Source organism: Lelliottia sp. SL45 (assembly GCF_026672535.1).
Taxonomy (GTDB): Bacteria; Pseudomonadota; Gammaproteobacteria; order Enterobacterales; family Enterobacteriaceae; genus Enterobacter; species Enterobacter nimipressuralis.
In genome coordinates this window covers 1,751,685-1,770,691 of sequence record NZ_JAPPRH010000003.1, presented here as the reverse complement: position 1 = coordinate 1,770,691, position 19,007 = coordinate 1,751,685, and the positions used below count along the sequence as shown (strand labels likewise).

The 19,007-nt window shown below is 55.6% G+C and carries 18 protein-coding genes; 10 read left to right on the top strand and 8 right to left on the bottom strand.

The annotated features are described in order from the left end of the window. Positions 1-44 precede the first annotated feature (44 nt). Positions 45-1,073, top strand: coding sequence for a Mal regulon transcriptional regulator MalI (locus OVA10_RS14570; protein WP_100780374.1), 1,029 nt, complete (start codon positions 45-47; stop codon positions 1,071-1,073). A gap of 9 nt (positions 1,074-1,082) precedes the next feature. On the opposite strand, the gene OVA10_RS14565 is transcribed toward OVA10_RS14570, so the two are convergent. Beyond that, positions 1,083-2,189 (bottom strand): serine hydrolase domain-containing protein, encoded by a 1,107-nt coding sequence (locus OVA10_RS14565; protein ID WP_416079783.1) that lies wholly within the window; start codon positions 2,187-2,189, stop codon positions 1,083-1,085. Between the two features lie 273 nt (positions 2,190-2,462). Here OVA10_RS14565 and OVA10_RS14560 point away from each other — a divergent pair, with 273 nt between their 5' ends. Further along, positions 2,463-2,978, top strand: coding sequence for a phospholipase D family nuclease (locus OVA10_RS14560; protein ID WP_268196215.1), 516 nt, complete (start codon positions 2,463-2,465; stop codon positions 2,976-2,978). Between the two features lie 72 nt (positions 2,979-3,050). Here the strand turns inward: OVA10_RS14560 and OVA10_RS14555 are convergent, their stop codons facing one another. Both OVA10_RS14555 and manA read right to left on the bottom strand, forming a co-directional pair. After that, entirely contained in the window at positions 3,051-4,577 is a 1,527-nt protein-coding gene (locus OVA10_RS14555; protein WP_268196897.1) for a YdgA family protein, read from the bottom strand. A gap of 85 nt (positions 4,578-4,662) precedes the next feature. Further along, positions 4,663-5,838, bottom strand: coding sequence for a mannose-6-phosphate isomerase (gene manA, locus OVA10_RS14550; RefSeq protein WP_102103582.1), 1,176 nt, complete (start codon positions 5,836-5,838; stop codon positions 4,663-4,665). 200 nt (positions 5,839-6,038) lie between these two features. On the opposite strand from manA, the gene fumA reads away from it, so the two are divergent. Together fumA and fumC are read left to right on the top strand one after the other, a co-directional pair. Then, positions 6,039-7,685 carry a class I fumarate hydratase FumA gene (fumA, locus tag OVA10_RS14545; RefSeq protein ID WP_100780369.1) on the top strand — a complete coding sequence of 549 codons (1,647 nt, stop codon included), beginning with the start codon at positions 6,039-6,041 and terminating at the stop codon, positions 7,683-7,685. Positions 7,686-7,831: 146 nt separating this feature from the next. After that, positions 7,832-9,226 (top strand): class II fumarate hydratase, encoded by a 1,395-nt coding sequence (gene fumC, locus OVA10_RS14540; RefSeq protein ID WP_102103583.1) that lies wholly within the window; start codon positions 7,832-7,834, stop codon positions 9,224-9,226. Here fumC and tus read toward each other — a convergent pair whose 3' ends face one another. Then, complete coding sequence (gene tus / locus OVA10_RS14535) at positions 9,227-10,156, bottom strand: DNA replication terminus site-binding protein (RefSeq protein WP_268196214.1); 930 nt, start codon at positions 10,154-10,156, stop codon at positions 9,227-9,229. 239 nt (positions 10,157-10,395) lie between these two features. On the opposite strand from tus, the gene nikA reads away from it, so the two are divergent. The 6 genes from nikA to nikR are packed head-to-tail and all read left to right on the top strand — an operon-like array spanning position 10,396 to position 15,691. Further along, positions 10,396-11,967 (top strand): nickel ABC transporter substrate-binding protein, encoded by a 1,572-nt coding sequence (gene nikA, locus OVA10_RS14530; protein WP_268196213.1) that lies wholly within the window; start codon positions 10,396-10,398, stop codon positions 11,965-11,967. Continuing rightward, positions 11,967-12,911, top strand: a complete 945-nt coding sequence (nikB, locus tag OVA10_RS14525) for a nickel ABC transporter permease subunit NikB (protein ID WP_181827801.1) — start codon at positions 11,967-11,969, stop codon at positions 12,909-12,911. The genes nikA and nikB overlap by 1 nt, the downstream gene beginning before the upstream one ends. Next, positions 12,908-13,741: a nickel ABC transporter permease subunit NikC gene (gene nikC, locus OVA10_RS14520; RefSeq protein ID WP_268196212.1), complete on the top strand. Its 834-nt coding sequence runs from the start codon at positions 12,908-12,910 to the stop codon at positions 13,739-13,741. The genes nikB and nikC overlap by 4 nt, the downstream gene beginning before the upstream one ends. Beyond that, on the top strand, positions 13,741-14,505 hold the full coding sequence (gene nikD / locus OVA10_RS14515) for a nickel import ATP-binding protein NikD (RefSeq protein WP_268196211.1): 765 nt from the start codon (positions 13,741-13,743) through the stop codon (positions 14,503-14,505). The genes nikC and nikD overlap by 1 nt, the downstream gene beginning before the upstream one ends. Beyond that, positions 14,502-15,278, top strand: a complete 777-nt coding sequence (gene nikE / locus OVA10_RS14510) for a nickel import ATP-binding protein NikE (RefSeq protein ID WP_268196210.1) — start codon at positions 14,502-14,504, stop codon at positions 15,276-15,278. Before nikD ends, nikE begins: the two co-directional genes overlap by 4 nt. Before the next feature lie 11 nt (positions 15,279-15,289). Beyond that, the gene (nikR, locus tag OVA10_RS14505; protein WP_100780361.1) at positions 15,290-15,691 is read left to right on the top strand and encodes a nickel-responsive transcriptional regulator NikR; all 402 of its coding nucleotides are present in this window, start codon (positions 15,290-15,292) and stop codon (positions 15,689-15,691) included. Between the two features lie 5 nt (positions 15,692-15,696). Here nikR and rstB read toward each other — a convergent pair whose 3' ends face one another. The 4 genes from rstB to OVA10_RS14485 all read right to left on the bottom strand — a co-directional run bounded on the left by rstB (position 15,697) and on the right by OVA10_RS14485 (position 18,869). After that, on the bottom strand, positions 15,697-16,995 hold the full coding sequence (rstB, locus tag OVA10_RS14500) for a two-component system sensor histidine kinase RstB (RefSeq protein WP_268196209.1): 1,299 nt from the start codon (positions 16,993-16,995) through the stop codon (positions 15,697-15,699). A gap of 179 nt (positions 16,996-17,174) precedes the next feature. Further along, entirely contained in the window at positions 17,175-17,435 is a 261-nt protein-coding gene (locus OVA10_RS14495) for a hypothetical protein (protein ID WP_268196208.1), read from the bottom strand. A 152-nt stretch (positions 17,436-17,587) separates the two neighbouring features. Beyond that, complete coding sequence (locus OVA10_RS14490; protein ID WP_268196207.1) at positions 17,588-18,436, bottom strand: LysR family transcriptional regulator; 849 nt, start codon at positions 18,434-18,436, stop codon at positions 17,588-17,590. A 163-nt stretch (positions 18,437-18,599) separates the two neighbouring features. Further along, positions 18,600-18,869, bottom strand: coding sequence for a hypothetical protein (locus OVA10_RS14485; protein ID WP_123428903.1), 270 nt, complete (start codon positions 18,867-18,869; stop codon positions 18,600-18,602). Positions 18,870-19,007: the final 138 nt, after the last annotated feature.

Genomic DNA, 19,007 nt, shown 5'->3' with positions numbered 1-19,007 from the left:
TAAAACGTTTTATCTGACTGCACATCAGGGAGTTGCGCGTTCACATGTCTGTTGCGAAGAAGATCACCATCAATGATGTTGCGCTGGCGGCCGGGGTATCAGTCAGCACCGTTTCGCTGGTCTTAAGCGGAAAAGGGCGCATTTCTCCCGCGACGGGCCAGCGCGTGAACGAGGCGGTTGAGCAACTGGGGTTTGTGCGTAATCGCCAGGCAGCGTCTCTGCGCGGCGGGCAGAGCGGCGTGATTGGCTTGATCGTGCGCGATCTGACGTCGCCGTTTTATGCAGAACTCACAGCCGGGCTAACGGAAGCGCTGGAAGCGCAGGGGCGGATGGTCTTTTTACTCCACGGCGGGCGCGAAGCGGATCAACTGCTCTCCCGGCTGGATATGCTGCTGACGCAGGGCGTGGACGGCGTGATTATCGCGGGGGCGTCTGGCGTGGGGAGCGAGCTGTGCGAGCGCGCGGCGCAGAAGGGCGTTCCGCTGGTATTTGCCTCACGCGCCAGCTATCTCGATGAAGCCGATACCCTGCGCCCCGATAACATGCAGGCCGCACAAATGTTGACCGAGCATCTGATTCGTCGCGGGCATCAGCGCATCGCCTGGCTGGGCGGCAAGAGTTCGTCCCTTACGCGTGCCGAACGCGTGGGCGGTTACTGCTCGACGCTGATCAAATACGGTCTGCCGTTCCACAGCGAGTGGGTGGTTGAGTGCGAATCGAGCCAGAAAAAAGCCGCCGAAGCGATGGGCGCGCTGCTGCGCAGTAATCCCACCATCAGCGCGGTGATCTGTTACAACGATATTATCGCCATGGGGGCCTGGTTTGGCCTGCTCCGCGCCGGACGTCAGAGCGGTGAGGGTGGCGTAGAGACCTTCTTCGACCAGCAGGTGGCGCTGGGAGCTTTTGCGGATGTCGGGGAAAACGCTTTAGACGATCTGCCTATTGTCTGGGCGACAACGCCCGCGCGCGAGATGGGTTACACCCTGGCAGACCGCATGATGCAGCGAATTGAGAAATCAGACGTCCAGGCCGGGCATCAGATCGTGTCGGCGCGACTGGTAACGACGAAATAACGATGTGAATCAATGTGCCGCACGGTTTTGCGGCTTTTTCGCCAGATGAGTCAAAATCGTCTGGCCGATGTAATTACTCCAGTTGAAACTGTTTTGCAGCACAATCACCGCATTTTGATTCTGTTTATCAAAGCCAATGTAACTGGAATACCCGCCAATATACCCCACCTGATAGGTCATTTTCTGGCCGTCCGTCTCATCACTCACCCACGCGATATTGGCGGCCTCTTTGTGCCGATAATAGTAAGTACGGGTGACGTCCTTGAAAGCCTGGTTGATCGCCTTATCCTGCGTCGCGCTGACGTGCGCCCGGGCGTAGGCCGCCAGATCGCGGGCGCTACTGTACAGGCTTGCCGCTGCGGTCATGTTGTGCTGAAAATGCCAGTCCGGCGTCAGTTCGCCACGGCGTATCAATTTGGGTTGATCCCCTGCGTGGCCGAGCGCACGCCTCGGGTATGACGCCAGTATTTCCGGCGTATAGCTGGAGTTTTGCATATCGAGTGGCTGAAATATCAGCCGCTGGGCCAGGGCTTCGATCGATTCCCCCGTCTTTCTGTGCAGAATATAGCCGAGGAGGGCGTAGCCGATGTTTGAATACTGCGGTTCGTGTGAGTCAGGCGCAGAGAAATCGCGCAGGTAATTGAGCACGTTATCGCTGTCGAGTTCTGAATAGAAGTTCTCGCCGGTACTGAAATAGCGCACAAGATTTTCGAGAGTCAACAGATCCATCGGCTGGCGCGGTAAGCCAGAGGTGTGAGTGACCAGCTGCAACAGGGTGATGTTTTGCGCGTCAGCACTTAAGGGTGTGCCTTCGGGCAGTAAGGTCGCGAGCGTATCCGTCCAGCGGAGTTTGCCCTCATTGACCAGCAGGGTCGTGACTTCGGCGGTAACACCTTTGCTCAGTGAGCCGAGTGCAAAGAGGGTATCCGGGCTGACGGGGTACTGGTTTTTTGCGTCGGTTACGCCGTAGCTGTGAAATTCGGTGGGGCCGTTATGCTGAATAATGGCGACACTCATCCCGGTCACCTCTTTTTCTTGCATGTACTGCTGGATCATCGGGTCGATCCCGCGACCGTAGTATCCGATCACAACGCGGGTACTCTTTTGTTCCGGCATATCCATTTGCGATAACGTACTGTTTCCACAGCCAGCTAACACCAACAGGGACAAAAACAGTAATGGTGTTTTAATGTTCATTCTTAAAAGCTGACTGTGCCGCTGTCCAGGAAAAATAGAGCGCGCAGTATACAAAAATGCGGCCCGGCAGGCGCCTGTTTTTCACGCTTTTAGGCAGAGGGCATCAGGAGGCGGTGATCCAGATCAAGAGCCTTGCCCGCCTTACGAGGCATATTCTGCGCTCCTGTTAAGTTCTGTAAAACGATTACCGCCATGCAACTCTGTAAAACCCTGCTCGCTTTAGCCTTTGTTCCCGCCATCTCCTTTGCCGCCAGCAATATAGAAGTCGGTTTTTCACCGGAGGGGGGCGCCCAGGAGCTGGTGCTCAAAACCATCAATGACGCGACAAAATCGATCCGCATGATGGCCTTTTCGTTTAGCGCCCCGGATATCATGAACGCGCTGGTGGCGGCGCAGAAGCGCGGCGTCGATGTGCAAATCGTGATTGATCAGAACGGCAACGTTAGTGGGAAAAGCCTGCAGGCGATGCGCTATGTGGCATACAACGGTGTTAAGCTCAGAACGGATAATCACTACCGTATTCAACACGATAAAGTGATTATTGTAGACGGGAGTACGGTCGAAACCGGGTCATTTAATTTTGCCAAAACGGCGGAGTTTAAGAATTCGGAAAACGTGATTGTGATTCACAACGCGCCGGATCTGGTGGCGGAGTATCTTGCGCACTGGGAAAACCGCTGGCAGCAAGGGGTGGATTTCTCTGCGTAGAACTGCCGGGTGGCACAGCGCACCCGGCGGGTAGGTAAATGCCCGGCGAACAACGACCGGGCGATACCTGTATTACTGCTGCGGTACTGCTGGAGCCGCAGGTTCAGCCGGTTCCGGCATCCCAAGCGTTGGCATACCAAACATACCGACAAAGTCTTCCAGCGGCATTTTCTGACCGTTTAACGTCACCTGACCATTCGCATACTGCAGGCTGGTGCTAATCACGTTGTCTTCAAGCGTGGTGATGCGGAACATCTGGCCCATGGCCGCCATGCCTTTCACCTGCTGGCTGGCGAGCTTAGCCGCATCGGCGTCGTTGTAGCCTTCGAGCTTCGCAATCTGGGTCATAAACTCGGTCGCCATATCCATCGGGATCGTCAGTTTGCTGTCGATGGATTTCACGCTGCGATCCACTTCCTGTGCCAGCGTCTGCGCTTCACCGGTCGCGGTGGCCGGATCTTTCAGGAACAGGGACAGGTTGAAGTTGGTTTCGCCTTTGCTGTTTTTCCAGCTCAGTGGGGCGATCGTGATCACCGGCTCGCCTTTCAGCAGCAGCGGCAGGTTGCTTAACAGGGCATCCATCGCTTTTTGCTGATACAGCTCAGGATTTTTGGTCATCAGCTCTTTATCGGCCAGCAGCGCCTGGCTTTGCGCACGATACTGCTGACTGAACTGATGCCACGCCTGGCCGTCGATATTGCCGAGTTTCAGGGTCAGTTTGCTGGAACCCAGATCCTGGCTCTGCACTTTGAGGCTATTCAGGCTGTAATCCAGCTGGCTGTTGACGCTCTTACCGTCTTTGGAGAGATCGGATTTACCGACCAATTCCATCCCTTCCAGAACGGCCATCTCTTTGCCTTCCACGGCAATCGCCATTTTACCCAGGCTGATTTGCTGGTCGCCCATGCGCTCGCCAAAGGTGGTCATACGGCTGTTGCCGTCGGCTTTGAGATTATTGAAGGTCAGCTGAACCTTCTGATTGTATTCGTTAACCGCGTTGACCAGGCCACTTTCCGCCGAGCCGCTCAGGGTAAACACGTTACCGTCGCGATCCGCGTCGAGTTTGAAATCGCCGCCGCTGAAGGCCACTTTCTCGTCGCCTTTTTCATAATTCAGCGCTTTCAGGGCGATATCGGAGCTTGTATCGCCGGCGTAGCTGATGCGTGTTTCCACCACAAACGGCGACTCATTTTTCGCCAGTTCAAACAGCGGTTTAGACGCTTCGTTGTTGACCAACGTGGTTTTTACCGACGCCATGGACGGAATCAGATTGAAATGCTTCAGCTGTGCCAGCGGGAACGGACCGTGATCGACAACTTCGTCCAGCACCACGCTGTGACCGTCTTTCAGCCAGCCGTTTTCGGTGCCCGCAACGGGTTTAACCACCAGTTGCATATGGCTTTTGAAGACGCCGCGCTGATAGTTCTGATAGCTTAATTCCAGCCCGGCTTCCGGCGCCGTGCGTTTGATTTCGCTGTTAGCCTGCGCCACCATCTCTGCCAGACGACTCTCCAGCTGTTTGCCCGTAAACCAGGAGGCGCCCGTCCAGACCACCCCTAATGCGACAACAACACCAACCGCTATAACCGATTTTTTCATCATGATTGTCCATAAAATGAAACCAGGCGGTAAAAACCGCCTGGTGATTAAGTCTTCCACTAGCTTAGCAAGAGAGTCGATAAACTTATAGCTTATTGAAGACCCTTGCCAGGCGGCCATTTCCGCTGATAGCGATCGGGGACTCATTCGCCGCGACAAACGCCGACTCACCTGGTTTGAGCACCAGGCGCTGTTCGCCTTTGCTCAGCACCGCTTCGCCTTCAACACAGAACAGGATTGCCGCGCTCTGCTGTGAGACCGCGGTTTCCGTCGCGCTCAGGTCGTGCAGCGCAAAAGCGAAGTCGTCGACAGGAATCGGGAAGTCCAGCTCTGCGCCGTTTTTCACCGGCTGAGTCAGCAGCTCTGCGGCAGGTTTGGCGACGAATTTGACGTTCGCTACCAGCTCCGGGATATCGATATATTTTGGCGTCAGCCCGGCGCGAAGTACGTTATCGGAGTTCGCCATCACTTCCAGCGCCACCCCCTGCAGATACGCATGCGGGGTTTCCGCAAACAGGAACATCGCTTCGCCCGGATTCAGTTTCACCACGTTCAGCAGCAGCGGAGAGAAGAGGCCGCTGTCGTTCGGGTAGAACTCAGAAATCAGGCGAATGGTCTGCCAGGGTTCCCCCTGCTGATTATTGAGGGCGGCTTTCAGCACCGCCAGCGCGTGGGATTTCTCGTCATCCTGCATATTCAGCAGGCTGGCAAACAGCTGGCTTAAGCCTGCGGCGTCCGGGTTTTCGAGGAAATGGGCAATAGCATGATGGGCGCCCGCGACCGGCTGCAGCAGCGAAACAATCTCCGAGAACTCGCGGAAGGCGTTCATCGCCAGGAACGGCGTTAACGCGAACACCAGCTCTGGCTTATGGTTCGGATCTTTGTAGTTACGTTCGGCGGCATCCAGTGGGATACCGGCTTTATTCTCTTTCTCAAAACCTATTTCAGAGGCTTTCTTGTTCGGGTGCACCTGAATGGAGAGCGGCTGGGCGGCGCAAAGCACCTTGAACAGGAACGGCAGTTCGCCGAAACGCTGGGCCACGGCATCGCCCAGGAGCGTCGCTTTGTCCGCGTCGATCACCTCGCGCAGAGCGCGTACCTGGCCGCTGGCATCTTCAATTTTTGAGCTGCTCTTCGGATGCGCGCCCATCCACAGCTCTGCCATCGGCAGGTTGTCAGGATTGGCGATACCGTAGAGATCCGTTAACGCAGTTTGACTTCCCCAGGCATAGTTCTGCACTGAGTTGATGAGTTTTTGCATTATCAAGCCCTGTTTCAAATGTGGAATTATCTTCGCGTATTAAAGCAATAAACCGCCCGGAAGTAACCTGCGCATGTAAAAAGTCGTACTAGTCTCAGTTTTTGTTAAAAAATTGTGTAGGATAAGCAAACTCGCTTTTAAGCAGGGCAGCGGAACATCTGCTCTTAAATAACCAGACCGAAGCAGTAAGTGAGAGAACAATGTCGAACAAACCCTTTCATTATCAAGATCCTTTCCCGCTGGCAAAGGATCAAACCGAATACTATCTGTTAACATCCGATCACGTCTCTGTCTCTGAATTCGAAGGGCAAGAGATCCTCAAAGTTGACCCGCAGGCGCTGACTTTACTGGCGCAGCACGCCTTCCACGATGCCTCCTTTATGCTGCGCCCCGCGCATCAGCAGCAGGTTGCCGATATTCTGAGCGATCCGCAGGCCAGCGAAAACGACAAATACGTCGCGCTGCAGTTCCTGCGTAACTCCGATATTGCTGCGAAAGGCATTCTGCCGACCTGTCAGGACACGGGCACGGCGATCATCACCGGCAAAAAAGGCCAGCGCGTCTGGACCGGCGGCGGTGACGAAGCGGCGCTGGCGCACGGTGTCTATAACACCTACATCGAAGATAACCTGCGCTATTCGCAAAACGCGGCGCTGGATATGTATAAAGAGGTGAACACCGGCACTAACCTGCCGGCGCAGATCGACCTCTACAGCGTCGACGGCGACGAGTACAAATTCCTGTGCATCGCCAAAGGCGGCGGCTCCGCGAACAAAACCTATCTGTACCAGGAAACCAAAGCGCTGCTTTCGCCGGGCAAGCTGAAAAATTACCTGGTCGAGAAGATGCGCACGCTTGGCACGGCAGCCTGTCCGCCGTACCACATCGCGTTTGTTATCGGCGGGACGTCGGCGGAAAGCACCCTGAAAACCGTCAAACTGGCGTCGACCAAATACTATGACGGCCTGCCAACGGAAGGGAACGAACACGGTCAGGCGTTCCGCGACGTTCAGCTCGAACAGGAGTTGCTGACAGAAGCGCAGAATTTAGGCTTAGGCGCTCAGTTCGGCGGCAAATATTTTGCTCACGATATCCGCGTCATCCGTCTGCCGCGCCATGGTGCGTCTTGTCCGGTCGGGATGGGCGTCTCCTGCTCCGCGGATCGCAATATCAAAGCGAAGATCAACCGCGACGGTATCTGGATCGAAAAACTGGAAAACAATCCGGGGAAATACATTCCGCAGGAGTTGCGTCAGGCCGGTGAAGGCGAAGCAGTGCATGTCGATCTCAACCGTCCGATGAGCGAAATCCTGGCCCAGCTGTCGCAATACCCGGTCTCCACGCGTCTGTCGCTGAACGGCACCATTATCGTTGGCCGCGACATCGCTCACGCGAAACTGCAGGAGCGTCTGGATAAGGGCGAAGGTCTGCCGCAGTACGTGAAAGACCACCCGATCTACTACGCAGGCCCGGCGAAAACCCCGGAAGGTTATGCCTCTGGTTCACTCGGCCCGACAACGGCAGGGCGCATGGACTCTTACGTGGATCAGCTGCAGGCCAACGGTGGGAGCATGATCATGCTGGCCAAAGGCAACCGCAGCCAGCAGGTGACGGATGCCTGCCACAAACACGGCGGATTCTATCTCGGCAGCATCGGCGGCCCGGCAGCGGTGCTGGCACAGGGCAGTATTAAGAGCCTGGAGTGCGTGGAATATCCTGAACTGGGGATGGAAGCCATCTGGAAAATTGAAGTGGAAGATTTCCCGGCGTTTATCCTCGTGGATGACAAAGGCAACGACTTCTTCAAACAGATCCAGTCGTCCCAGTGTTCAGCGTGCGTTAAGTAGTTTTTGTGCCGGGTGGCGGTTTCGCTTCACCCGGCACGACTCACCACAAGAGCGCACAAAGCGCCATACCGTTTTCCTGAAGCAAACAATACTTAATCCAGCATGTGAGCAATGTCCCCCATTTCATTGTTATCAAGGAGAAAGTAATGACAACGCAACGCCGCGAGAAAGATTCCATGGGCGCAATCGACGTCCCGGCTGACAAGCTATGGGGCGCGCAAACTCAGCGCTCTCTGGAACATTTCCGCATCTCGACGGAGAAAATGCCCGTCTCGCTGATCCACGCCCTGGCGCTCACCAAACGCGCAGCCGCGAAGGTCAACCAGGATCTGGGTCTGCTGTCCGCCGAAAAAGCCACCGCTATCATCAGCGCCGCCGACGAAGTGCTGGCCGATAAACACCCTGACGAATTCCCCCTTGCCATCTGGCAGACCGGCTCCGGCACCCAAAGCAACATGAACATGAACGAGGTGCTGGCGAACCGCGCGAGCGAACTGCTGGGCGGCGTACGCGGGATGGAGCGCAAAGTACACCCGAACGATGACGTCAATAAAAGCCAAAGTTCTAACGATGTATTCCCGACCGCGATGCACGTGGCGGCAATCATCGGCCTGCGCGAGCATCTCATTCCGCAGCTGAAAGTGCTGACCCAGACCCTGACGGCAAAATCGCAGGCGTTCGCTGACATCGTCAAAATTGGTCGTACCCATCTGCAGGACGCCACGCCGCTGACCCTCGGGCAGGAGATCTCCGGCTGGGTGGCGATGCTGGAGCACAACCTCAAGCATATCGACCATAGCCTGCCGCACCTCTCGGAGCTGGCGCTGGGCGGTACGGCGGTGGGGACGGGGCTGAACACCCATCCGGAATATGCCGTGCGCGTGGCGAAAGAGTTGGCCGCGATCACCGGGCAGCCGTTTGTGACCGCGCCGAATAAATTCGAAGCGCTCGGCACCTGCGATGCGCTGGTCCACGCCCACGGTGCGCTGAAAGGGCTGGCGGCCTCGCTGATGAAAATCGCCAACGACGTGCGCTGGCTGGCCTCCGGGCCGCGCTGCGGGATCGGTGAAATCAGCATTCCGGAAAACGAGCCGGGCAGCTCCATTATGCCGGGCAAAGTGAACCCGACTCAGTGCGAAGCCATGACCATGCTCTGCTGTCAGGTGATCGGCAACGACGTCGCGGTGAATCTCGGCGGGGCGTCAGGCAACTTTGAGCTGAACGTCTATCGCCCGATGGTGATCCATAACTTCCTGCAATCGGTGCGCCTGCTGGCGGACGGCATGGAGAGTTTCAACGAGCACTGTGCGACGGGCATCGAGCCAAACCGCGACCGTATCAGCCAGCTACTGAATGAGTCGCTGATGCTGGTGACTGCGCTTAACACGCATATCGGCTACGACAAAGCGGCTGAAATCGCTAAAAAAGCGCACAAAGAGGGGCTGACGCTGAAAGCCTCAGCGCTGGCGCTGGGCTATCTGACGGAGGCCGAGTTTGACACCTGGGTGCGCCCGGAAGAGATGGTAGGTAGCCTGAAGTAATCACTCCGCCACATACAGGTGCAGCCGTGGAATGATCAAGCGCAGCGGCTGCGCCTGAGGTTTATAACGATGCTGAATATTGTCCGCATCGTAATTCAGTAGTTCGCCAATGTCTGGCACCATCGCCCCCTGGTCTGCGTCGTACAAGGCAATCAGCGGCGTCGGGCAGGCGTACTGCACCTGCTTTTGTTCTCCCGCATACCACACGCGCGCAATCGGCTGCACCTTCACCGGACGTTTGATTTTAAGGCGCGCATCGGCAGGCAGCGCGGCAATATTCTCGTACTCCTGCTCTAACCGCTCAATCCACTGTTCGCGCGACCAGGGCGCCATGGTGCGCGGCGATTTCAGGCTCTTCTCCAGCAGCGACAGCACCTCATTGCGGGTGAAATTTTTGATGATATGTTTGTTCGCCCAGCCAAAGCGCAGGGTCGCCGGATGACGCAGCAGCGTCAGCGTGCGGTAGGCGTTGAGGGTAATCAGGCCCGGCAACTGGCGATGCACCCACTCAAAGCGCGCGGCAGGGGCCAGACCCGACTCTTCGGTTACGATCTTCTCAAACGCGGCTTTGAGGGTATTAATGTGCGCAATCTGGCTTTCAAGCTGTTCGCGCAGGGGCGTGTCGCACTGGAGACAAATCACCCCCGGCAGGCGCACGGCGGCTTTACTGCTGCGGTTTTCTGACTGCTGCTGAATAAACAGATGGCGATAATGCGCCAGCGTCAGATCCAACGCCTCCTTGCCGATGTGCTGTTTCACCTCAATCACATCCAGCGGATCGTGCTCTGCGCCTTTCACCACGTCCGGCAGGCTGAAAACCCGCGCGGCCAGCAGCCGACAGGTTTTCAGCCGTTCGCTCAGGCTCATCAGTTCGTGTTCTATCTGGTGAAAGGTGGAGTTCAGCCGCTCGAGAAGATCGTAGGTCGCCATAAAACGCTCGCAGTAGTTACAACATACTTATTATATAGCACAGTGCGCCGGGTCAGGCTACGGTGCGGAATAGGTCTGGCAGGGACACAGGATGCTTATCCATTGGGGGTTAAATATACGAAATTTGTATACTTCCCGTCTCTTGCGGCCCCTCGGTTGATCCAGAACAGGTAAAAAGTATGATGAAAACCTAAAATCGTCACACGTTTTATCTACCCCTAAATGGTAAGAGGCAATCCTTGTCCAGACCTGGCCGTATTGTCTGCGCGCTGCTGGCGTGCGCGTCGTTCTTCGCACAGGCAGCAGCCCCCGACGAACTGACAACCGCGTGGCCCGTCAATGTAGGACCGCTCAATCCCCATCTTTATACACCCAATCAAATGTTTGCCCAGAGCATGGTCTACGAACCGCTGGTGAAGTTTCAGGCCGATGGTTCGGTCATACCCTGGCTTGCAAAAGGCTGGACCCACACGGCGGATGGCAAAACTTGGGTATTTACGCTTCGTGACGGTGTCACGTTTTCCAACGGCGAACCTTTTAACGCGCAGGCCGCCGCCGAGAACTTCCGCGCTGTGCTCGATAACCGCCAGCGCCACGCCTGGCTGGAGCTGGCCCGGCAGATCACGGATGTTAAAGCCCTGAGCGACTCTGAGCTGCAAATCACCCTGAAAAGCGCCTATTACCCGTTCTTACAGGAACTCGCGCTGCCGCGTCCGTTCCGCTTTATCGCCCCGTCGCAGTTTAAAAATAACGAAACGATGAACGGCATTAACGCGCCAATCGGAACCGGGCCGTGGGTGTTGAAAGAGTCCAGGCTTAATCAGGTTGACGTGCTGGTGCGCAACGATCGCTACTGGGGTAAAAAGCCCGCCATCCGACAGATCACCGTGAAGGTGATCCCGGACCCGACGACCCGCGCCGTGGCGTTTGAAACAGGTGATATTGACCTGCTGTATGGTAACGAAGGGCTGCTGCCTCTTGATACCTTCGCCCGCTTCAGCCAAAGCGCACACTACCGCACCCAGCTTTCCCAGCCCGTTGAAACGGTCATGCTGGCGCTGAACTCCTCCAAAGCGCCGACGGACGATCTGGTGGTGCGCGAAGCGCTGAACTCTGCGGTGAACAAAAAATCCCTGATCGATAACGCCCTGTACGGCACGCAAAAAGTGGCGGACACGCTGTTCGCACCGTCAGTGCCTTATGCAAACATCGGTCTCAAGCCGCGTGAGTACGATCCAAAGCAGGCCACAACGCTGCTGGAACAGGCGGGCTGGAAGGCCGTGAGCGGTAAAGCCATCCGCGAGAAAAATGGTCAACCGTTGCGGGTAGAACTCGCCTATATCGGCACCGACGCCCTGAGCAAATCGATGGCGGAAATCATTCAGGCCGACATGCGTCAGGTGGGCGTCGATGTGGCGCTGGTGGGGGAAGAGGAGAGCAGTATCTACGCCCGGCAGCGCGACGGTCGATTCGGCATGATTTTCAACCGCACCTGGGGCGCGCCTTACGATCCGCATGCCTTTATGAGCTCGATGCGCGTGCCGTCCCACGCCGATTATCAGGCGCAACTGGGGCTCGCGGATAAGCCCGTCATTGATAAAGAGATTGGTGAAGTGCTTTCCACCCGCGATGAATCCCAGCGTCAGGCGTTGTACCGCGATATTTTGACCCGCCTGCATAACGACGCGGTCTATCTGCCGATTAGCTATGTGTCGATGATGGTGGTGGCGAAGCCTGAACTTGGGGTGATCCCGTTTGCGCCCATTGCGTCCGACATTCCGTTTGAACTTATCCAGCCGGTGAAACCCTGATGTGGCGCTATATACTGCGGCGCATATTGCTGCTGATCCCGATGGTGTTCGCCGCTTCGGTGATTATCTTTCTGATGTTGAGACTCGGCACCGGCGATCCGGCGCTGGATTATCTGCGTCTCTCTAATCTGCCGCCTACGCCGGAGATGGTGGCCTCTACCCGCGTGATGCTCGGCCTGGATCAGCCGTTAATCGTGCAGTACGGCACCTGGCTGTGGCGGGCGTTGCACCTGGATTTTGGCATCTCCTTCGCCACCCAGCGCCCGGTGCTGGACGACGTGATGCACTTTCTGCCCGCAACGCTGCTGCTGGCCGGTGCGGCGCTGGTGCTGATCCTGTTTACCTCCGTGCCTCTGGGTATTTGGGCCGCGCGCCATCGCGATCGGCTGCCGGATTTCATCGTCCGGGTGATCTCTTTCTTGGGCGTCTCTATGCCCAACTTCTGGCTGGCGTTTTTGCTGGTGATGTTCTTTTCGGTTTATCTCAAATGGCTCCCGGCGATGGGCTACGGCGACTGGCAGCATCTGATTCTGCCCGCCGTGTCGATCGCCTTTATGTCGCTGGCGATTAACGCCCGGCTGCTGCGCGCCAGCATGCTGGATGTTGCCGGGCAGCGGCACGTCACCTGGGCGCGACTGCGCGGCCTGAGCCATAAACAGACCGAGCGCCGCCATATTTTGCGCAACGCCTCGCTGCCGATGATCACGGCGGTGGGAATGCACATCGGCGAGCTGATCGGCGGGACGATGATCATCGAGAACATCTTCGCCTGGCCGGGCGTTGGGCGTTACGCCGTCTCGGCGATTTTTAACCGCGACTATCCGGTCATTCAGTGTTTTACGCTAATCATGGTGGTGGTTTTTGTCCTCTGCAATCTGGCAGTGGATGTTCTGAATGCGGCGCTTGACCCGCGCATTCGTCGTCATGAAGGAGCGCACGCGTGAATTTTTACCGTTCTGCACGCTGGCCTGTCCGGCTGGCGATGATGATGATTGCCCTGCTGGCGGCGATTGCCCTCACCAGCCAGTGGTGGCTGCCGTACGATCCGCAGGCGATTGATCTGCCGTCGCGGCTTCTGTCACCCCACAGCCAGCACTGGCTCGGCACCGACCATCTGGGGCGCGATATCTTTTCGCGTCTGCTGGCGGCAACGCGCGTCTCTCTGGGGTCGGTGATGGCCTGTCTGCTGCTGGTGCTGATTCTGGGAATGACCATCGGCGGGGCGGCCGGGTTGCTTGGCGGGCGCGTGGATCAGTTCACCATGCGCATCGCAGATATGTTCATGACCTTTCCGACCTCGATTCTGTCGTTCTTTCTCGTGGGCGTGCTGGGGACGGGGCTGACTAACGTCATCATCGCCATCGCGCTTTCCCACTGGGCCTGGTACGCGCGGATGGTGCGCAGCCTGGTGATCGCGCTGCGTCAGCGGGAGTTTGTCCTTGCGTCGCGGCTGTCGGGGGCCGGGCATGTGCGTATTTTTGTCGACCATCTGACGGGGGCGGCGCTGCCGTCACTGCTGGTGCTGGCGACGCTTGATATCGGTCATATGATGCTGCACGTCGCGGGGATGTCATTTCTCGGACTGGGCGTGACGGCCCCGACGCCAGAGTGGGGCGTGATGATTAACGATGCACGTCAGTATATCTGGACGCAGCCGTTGCAGATGTTCTGGCCGGGGCTGGCGCTGTTTATCAGCGTGATGGCGTTTAATCTGGTGGGTGACGCCCTGCGCGATCACCTCGATCCTCATCTGGTCACGGAGCATGCCCACTGATGCCAAAGCAGATTGATTTGCAGAATATCGTGCTCGAGGCGGATCGCACGTTAGTCAACGGCGTCTCGCTGACGCTCAAACGCGCGCGGGTGCTGGCGCTGGTGGGGAGTAGCGGCAGCGGGAAATCCCTGACCTGTGCCGCTGCGCTCGGCGTATTGCCTGCCGGTGTGCGTCAGACGGCAGGACGGATTCTGGCCGACGGCGAGATGGTGGCGCCAGCCTCCCTGCGGGGGATTAAGATCGCGACCATTATGCAAAACCCGCGCAGCGCCTTTAATCCGCTGCATACCATGGCTACCCACGCCAGGGAGACCTGTCAGGCGCTGGGTAAAAATTCCGATGACGCTGCGCTTATCACCGCATTAAACGCCGTCGGGCTGGACGAGGCGGAACGCGTGCTGAAGCTCTATCCCTTCGAGATGAGCGGCGGCATGTTGCAACGGATGATGATCGCCATGGCCGTGCTGTGCGATGCGCCGTTTATCATCGCCGACGAGCCGACCACCGATCTCGATGCCGTGGCCCAGTCGCGCATTCTGGATCTGCTGGATGACATCATGCACACCCGCGCGCCCGGTATGCTGCTGGTGACGCACGATATGGGCGTCGTGGCGCGCCTCGCGGATGACGTGGCGGTGATGGATAACGGCGTCATCGTTGAGCAGGGCGACGTTGAGACGCTGTTTCGGGCGCCACAGCATCCGGTGACGCGCGGGCTGGTGTCGGCACATCTGGCCCTGTATGGCATGGAGTTGACCCAATGACACTGCTTTCTGTTTCTGCGCTTTCACATCAATACGCCCGCTCAGAGTGGGTGCTGAACAACGTCGCCATGAGTCTGAAAACCGGTGAAACCGTGGCGCTACTGGGCCGCAGCGGCTGCGGGAAAAGTACGCTTGCGCGCCTGCTGGTAGGGCTGGAATCCCCGAGCCAGGGCGACGTATTCTGGCAGGGCGCACCGCTTTCACAGCTCAACCGATCCCGGCAAAAAACGTTTCGCCGTGAAATTCAGATGGTGTTTCAGGATGCCATCAGCGCGGTGAATCCGCGTAAAACGGTGAGTGAAATTCTGCGTGAACCGATGCGCCATCTTTTGTCCCTGTCTAAAGCAGAGCAGATGGCCCGCGCCCGTGATCTGCTGCGCGCGGTTGAGCTGGATGACACGCTACTCACTCAGCGCCCGCCGCAGCTAAGCGGCGGCCAGCTTCAGCGCGTGTGCCTGGCGCGGGCAATGGCCGTTGAACCAAGGTTATTGATCCTTGATGAAGCCGTGTCGAATCTCGATCTGGTGCTGCAGGCGAACGTGATTCGCCTGCTCAAAAAACTCCAGCAGCAGTTCGGTACTGCCTGCCTGTTTATCACTCACGATCTACGCCTGGTCGAGCGCTTTTGCGACCGGGTCATGGTGATGGACGCGGGGAACATCGTGGAGACGCAAACCGTCGGTGAGCGATTAACCTTTTCGTCTGCCGCCGGACAAACACTGCAAAACGCGGTTCTTCCCGCATTTCCCGTGCGCCGTCGCGCCAGACTTTGAGGTTATATCAGATGCAACGTGTCACAATTACGCTTGATGATGATTTGCTGGAGATGCTGGACAGTCTTAGTCAGCGCCGTAGTTACAATAACCGCTCAGAGGCCATCCGTGATATTTTGCGCGGCACGCTGGCGCAGGAGACCACCCAGGAGCATGGCAGGCAGGGATTCGCGGTACTTTCTTACGTCTATGAGCACGAGAAACGCGATCTGGCGCGGCGTCTGGTCTCGACGCAGCACCATCACCACGATCTTTCGGTCGCTACGCTGCATGTCCATGTCAGCCACGAAGATTGTCTGGAGATCGCGGTGTTAAAAGGCGATATGGGAGACATTCAGCATTTCGCCGATGATGTGATTGCCCAGCGCGGCGTGCGGCATGGGCATTTACAGGCGTTACCTGATGAGAAGTAACGTCATCAGGCCGTGACAGGCAGGGTGATGTGGTGATAGATCGGCCAGCTAAAGCTGAACTTTGCACCGCCGAGATCGCTTTCGTCGCAGCTGACGCGCCCGCCCATCGCCTGAGCGATAGAGTGAACAATCGCCAGCCCCAGCCCGCAGCCGCCGGTGGCGCGGTCGCGGCTGGGGTCCAGACGCACAAAGGGTTCAAACACCCGTTCACGCTCGGCGGCGGCGATACCAGGGCCATCGTCTTCCACCGCTAAACAGGCCTCGCTGCCGTTCAGATGCAGGCTGATGCGAAGCCTGCTTTCGCTGTAGCGCAGGGCGTTATTCACCAGGTTATCCAGCACGCGCTCCATCAGACGCATATCCAGCGCGCCGTAATCACCGGGGCTGTTATCGAGCAGTAATGTGCGCTGCGGATTCACGCTCTGCACATCGTCAATATGGCTACGTATCCACGCCGACAGATCGGGTGAGCTGAGCTTGAGTTCATTCTGCGGGCGATCGAGACGGGCATAGGTGAGCAGCTCTTCGATCAACGCTTCCAGCTGGCCAATATCGCGATTGAGCGCAAGGGATTCTGTTTCCGTCAGGTTTTCGCTCATCTCCAGGCGATAACGCAGACGCACCAGCGGCGTGCGCAGTTCGTGGGCGATGCCGTCAATCAGCGCTTTTTTACTGGCGATCAGCGCATTGATGTTATCGGCCATCTGGTTAAAGGCCACGCCCAGGCGCTCGAAGCTGGAGGTGCTGTCAAAGTGGATGCGCTCGGTAAAGTGACCGTCGCCAAAACGCTGGGCCGCTGCTTCCAGACGCAACATATCCTGCCAGTGGGGCCGCATCCAGATTAATACCGGAAAGGCCAGCGAGATGGCGATGAACGCCAGCAGCGCGATATCCAGCAGGCGCATCTGATGTAAAAAATAGAGATAAGGAACCGGGCCGACCGCCAGCACGTAATGGCTGCGCGGAATACGCTGAATAAAGGTGTACTGATCGTCTAATGCCACGATATCGCCATCGCGCAGGCGCTGTGTGGTCTGGGGGTCTAAATTGTAGTTCTTGAGCGGCTCGATGCGCATATTAAACGACAGATTCAGATCCAGCTCTTTCAGCGTTCGCGCCCAGTCGTGCGGGGGAATTTCACGTAATTCGCTGCGCATCAGATAGAGCGAGCTTTTCATCAGGTCATCAAGCGACTGCCTGCCCGCGCGCTCGGCGGTGAATTTGTAAACCAGCCCGACCAGCATGGTCATCACCAGAAAACAGACAAACAGCAAAAGATAAAACTGCACAAACAGCTTTTTCATGAAATCACACCATTAACACAATGAGTTAGCGAACTGATTTTACCTTTGGGGCACCAGGGCGTCTGCGTTGTGTTCATCAATGCCCCAGGTAAGTGGCTATGAAAGCAGGGTTTGCCCCGGCTGACAACATGCAAACGCATCGGGCTTAAAGATTCACGGCGCTCTTTTCACACGGTGTGTTATTTGAATTCGAGACCAAAATAGTGCCCGAATTTGATAATGTCCTGGCGATATAAATAACGAATCTCCTCCTGACCATATCGATAAACACCGCCATCAGGAATGAGAATAACCACACAGGGAAATCCTTGAGGCATTTTATCCTGCACGGCTATTTCAATCTCTGCAGGCGAGAAAATGGAAGGGTATTTACCGTCAATGCCTAAATATTCAGTTATGAACCACATTCTGAATGCATTTTCATTGGGAAGATGTTTCATCTGCTCGTTCCGTTGTGAGTCGTAAAAGTATCAAAGGCGCTCATAACTCTCGGTGGCTGAGCGTAAATGACATTGTGTATAACCTGGTTAGCTGCTACGAGGGTATCTGCTAATTACGCTTTTAACTTTAGAATTCAGTCTTGAATTTTTATTCAGAATCGTTTATTCAGGTAAGCGAACAAACGCCTGTTCATTTTTTTATTAAGATTTGTTTTATTATAAATCATGGCGATTTCTATTACCGGCAGCGGAATTTTTGTATCCAGCGTTTTAATATTAAAGGCATCTTTGAAGCGTTGCATCAGCCAGCGGGGGACAATAGCGACAGAGTTTGATGATTCGATGTAGCTGAGAATAGAGATAAAAGACGGGCTTCTGAGCGTAAAGTTGCGGTCGGACCGCAGATTGTTCTCAACACGTTGACGCGTCATTACGGCAGGCAGTTCATCGGTATGGACATAGCAAAACATCTCATTTTCCACATCTTTTTCGCTAAAGGTCGTCTTCAGTCTGGGATGGTTTTTCCGGCAAATAAAGACTAAGTCTTCCTCACCAATCAGGAAGGATTGCGTTGAGAGTCCCAGGTTTTTATTGACACCAAACACCATGTCAACCTGGCGCAACCATAACGAATCGCTAAAACTATCAACCATGTTGTCGCTCACCCGATGGATAATTTCGCAGGTGATTTTTTCTTTCTCGAAAAACGCGCTGATCATCGGAATAATTTTAATGGATAAATAAATTGGGCATTGAATAACCAATTGGTTATGGTATTCATCGTCTGCAAAATGTTCAACATTACTGATCAACGATTCCAGACTGTCTTTAACTTTTAGATGTAATTTCGTAGCGATGGTGGTGGCACGTAATTTCTGTCCGTCGCGAAGAAAGAGTGGGTCACCAAAATAATCCTTCAGTTTTTGTAGCGACTGACTAATGCTGGGAGAAGAGGTATGTAGCAGCGTTGCCGCATTTTTCACACTACCCGTGGTAGACACTGCATCTCAAACCACCAACAGGTTAAAATCAAACTTCCTTATTTTAAGAGACTCCATGCGTTCCTGTTTCATTTTGCTGACTTCCAGTCCTTATTACCTGCTCAATGATATTCCTTGTTAATAATCATAGTAGCATTTGTTGAAGGTAACGCCATCTTATGCGTCACGAAGGGCGTTTGACTTTTCCCATTCGATCTATCCATTTGGAAAACTCTTCTTCATAGATGTACACGATTTCTTCATCCAGACAGTTAAGCTCATTTTTCTGTCGGTATGCCAGGCAAGGAAAGGATAAAGGCAGGTTTTCTCCCAGTGCTGTTTCAATTTCATGCGCATTGAGAAGACTGGGATATTCGGTATTTTCCTCGGAACAAATAATTTGCATATACCACTGCTCATATTCCTCCCGGTTGTCAAGTAAAGCGATCACCATAGCGAGTTATGCTCCAAAATTGTTTTATATAAGGTAATCATCATCGTAAAAGGTATTAGCGTCAAAGCAATGGCTGATTTATTAATGAATTAATTCGAATGTTGTTCTTGCTTTTTCTTAGTTAACAAGAAAGATCTC